A 2,674-nucleotide genomic window follows, 5' to 3' on the forward strand; every position below is an offset into this window, starting at 1 on the left:
AGAAATTTCACAAAACAGCTGCTAATAATACTCAAAAGTATGTAAGGTTAAATTAGACCTCTGGATTTGTAAGACTAAATTAGACAGTTTTATAAATAGGGGTCTAATTTACTTTTACAATTAAACAAAGATAAACAACCGAAGAAATTTGCCGAAAAAAATTGCAAAGGAAAAGGGAGCATGATATAATGAATTTTCGATAATGAGAAATCATTTCTCTGCTCTTTTTTTAAAAAGAGCCTAAATGTCCAAAGGGAGGTGTAAAAATGAAAAATTACGAGTTAATGTACATTCTTCGAGGAGAACTTGAGGAGGAAAAGCAGGAAGCAATTCTTGAAAGACTACGGGGAATCATCGAAGCCGATGGGGAAATTGAAAACGTAGACGATTGGGGAAACCGAAAGCTAGCCTATGAAATCGACAAAAAAAATGATGGCCGCTACATGTTAATCAACTTTAAAAGTGGTACGGAGGTTCCTAAAGAGCTTCGACGGGTACTGGGTATCACCGATGGGGTTATGCGTGTCATGGTTGTAAAATTAGACAAGGAATAATCACAAGGTGGTGGAATAAATGAATAGTGTATCTTTAGTCGGTCGTTTAACAAAAGATCCTGAACTTCGCTTTACTGGTACGGGAAAAGCCGTTGCCACCTTCACACTTGCAGTAAACAGAACTTTTTCCAAAACCGATGAAGCAGACTTTTTTAATATCGTAACCTGGCAAAAAACCGCAGAAAACTGTGCGAATTACTTAGCCAAGGGGCAACAGGTGGCGGTTCTCGGAAGACTGCAGTCGCGAAGCTATGAGAATAAAGAGGGTAGGCGGATATTCGTCGTGGAAGTCGTTGCTAATGAAGTGGAGTTTTTAGAGCGGCGGGATAAGTCCGGTGGGTCTTCTTCAAATTCACAATCCTATCAAAAGAATCAAGACAAACCGAAAGAGAACAAGAGCAAAAATGATATTGATACTTCGGATGTGGATTTAGATGAATTTCAAGCGATAGATGATGACGAAGATATTCCTTTTTAATTGAGAGGAGGATATACAATGGTAAATAATAGAAGAAAAAGAAAGCCAAGAAAGAAGATTTGTAACTTCTGTGCAAACAAGGTTGAACAAATCGATTATAAAGACATTCAAACGTTGAAGAAGCATGTAACCGAACGAGGTAAGATTTTACCACGGAGAATTTCCGGTACTTGTGCCATTCATCAACGACAATTGACTCAAAGCATTAAAAAAGCTCGACATATGGCATTACTGCCTTATACTGTAGAGTAAATGGATTGCAGCCGATACAGTCGGCTGCTTTTTTGATTTGCGAGGCCTGTGCCAAGCCTCATCCCTCGCTGTTTTTATAGAAATTAAGAACCTAAAAGGATCAAGACCTAAGGATAAGGATTGAATTTCCAGAGAGGGAGTCGGTCAGGCAAGTCTTGAAAAGTTGACAACGACAAGGGAATGTTGTAGAATTATTTAAACATATAGGAAATTTTGAATTTGCATTCAACTACTTTATACCTATAAAAAACAAATTAATGAGAAGAAAGGGGTTAATATTATGCCAATACCAGCACTGAATATTAAGTATCGAGAGGATAAAGGAGGAAAAAGCGCAAATCTAGCAAGAAAGCAAAAGAAAGTACCTGCAGTGATTTATGCAAAGGGAATGGAAACCCGAAGCATTCTTGTGGATGAACGGGAAATGGAAGCGCTTTTATATCGTCATGGAGAATCTACTCGACTAGCCTTAAACCTTGAAGGGGAAAAGCATCTTGGAATTATTAAAGACATTCAGAGAAGTAATAAGAAAAACTACTTATTGCACATCGACTTCCAAGTGTTAAATGAAAATGAGAAATTCCGATTCTCCCTACCAATTTATGTTCATAATAAAGAGGAAATGGAAAAAGGCGAGCAGATCGTACAAGTTCAAATGGATGAAGTGGAAATTCAAACCCTTCCAAGATTCTTCCCGGAAGACATTTTTGTTGACCTGACCCTTCTAAAGGAAAAAGACAACGTAACCATTTCGGATCTAAATATCTTCGATAATGAAGAACTTGAAATCCTTGATGATCCGGAAACCGTCATTGCTACCCTAGTGTACGCAGCACCGGAGGAAGAGGAAGAAACCGAAGAAGAGGAAGTTACAGAGCCGGAACTAATCGGTGAAAAGAAAGAAGATGAAGAAGAATAAAGAAGCCTTCTTTCATTAACCTTTGAAGTAGTAGCAAGAATAGCTCAAGAATAACAGAAGCTAAAACCTGACCGGGTTTTAGCTTTTTTTTTAGAAAAGTTTAAAATTAATTAAAAAAATATGTTTAAGAGAAAAACCCCGGGGTAAATATAGTAATCCAGATAGATAATATCTGTTGACAGATGAGATGACAGGTGTTATTCTATTTTATGTCGTCAAAAGAGACTTAACCGACGGATTTAAAAACTTTAAAAACTTTTAAAAAAACCGTTGACAAGATATCCACTACCGTGGTATATTAGTTAAGTCGCCAAAACGAAGGGCAACCTTCTAAAAGACGACAGACAGTTCTTCGACAATTTAAAACAGTATAGACAAGCCTCGAAAATTCCTTAGTTTTTTAAAACTAAGAATGCTGATAATATCAGCTTAAATTTCGAAGTCAGTAATGAAATACGGATAAATGTCTTG

General features: G+C 37.0%; 4 protein-coding genes. All 4 read left to right on the plus strand.

Annotation, left to right across the window (positions count from 1 at the left end; genetic code table 11):
- The first annotated feature begins 266 nt into the window (after positions 1–266).
- The 4 genes from rpsF to ISALK_RS14770 all read left to right on the plus strand — a co-directional run bounded on the left by rpsF (position 267) and on the right by ISALK_RS14770 (position 2,203).
- A complete protein-coding gene (gene rpsF / locus ISALK_RS14755) occupies positions 267–554 on the plus strand; it encodes a 30S ribosomal protein S6 (RefSeq protein ID WP_160723634.1) in 288 nt (95 codons plus the stop codon).
- A 19-nt stretch (positions 555–573) separates the two neighbouring features.
- Positions 574–1,032, plus strand: coding sequence for a single-stranded DNA-binding protein (locus ISALK_RS14760; RefSeq protein WP_160723636.1), 459 nt, complete (start codon positions 574–576; stop codon positions 1,030–1,032).
- 18 nt (positions 1,033–1,050) lie between these two features.
- Positions 1,051–1,284, plus strand: a complete 234-nt coding sequence (gene rpsR, locus ISALK_RS14765) for a 30S ribosomal protein S18 (RefSeq protein ID WP_160723638.1) — start codon at positions 1,051–1,053, stop codon at positions 1,282–1,284.
- A gap of 280 nt (positions 1,285–1,564) precedes the next feature.
- A complete protein-coding gene (locus ISALK_RS14770) occupies positions 1,565–2,203 on the plus strand; it encodes a 50S ribosomal protein L25 (protein WP_160723640.1) in 639 nt (212 codons plus the stop codon).
- The last annotated feature ends 471 nt before the right edge of the window (positions 2,204–2,674 follow it).

Origin of the sequence: Isachenkonia alkalipeptolytica (assembly GCF_009910325.1) — a bacterium.
Lineage (GTDB): Bacteria > Bacillota > Clostridia > Peptostreptococcales > T1SED10-28 > Isachenkonia > Isachenkonia alkalipeptolytica.

What these genes read in the sequence shown, in the direction of transcription:
- rpsF (WP_160723634.1), top strand. Translation starts at nt 267, where the DNA reads ATGAAAAATTACGAGTTAATGTACATTCTTCGAGGAGAACTTGAGGAG.
- ISALK_RS14760 (WP_160723636.1), top strand. Translation starts at nt 574, where the DNA reads ATGAATAGTGTATCTTTAGTCGGTCGTTTAACAAAAGATCCTGAACTT.
- rpsR (WP_160723638.1), top strand. Translation starts at nt 1,051, where the DNA reads ATGGTAAATAATAGAAGAAAAAGAAAGCCAAGAAAGAAGATTTGTAAC.
- ISALK_RS14770 (WP_160723640.1), top strand. Translation starts at nt 1,565, where the DNA reads ATGCCAATACCAGCACTGAATATTAAGTATCGAGAGGATAAAGGAGGA.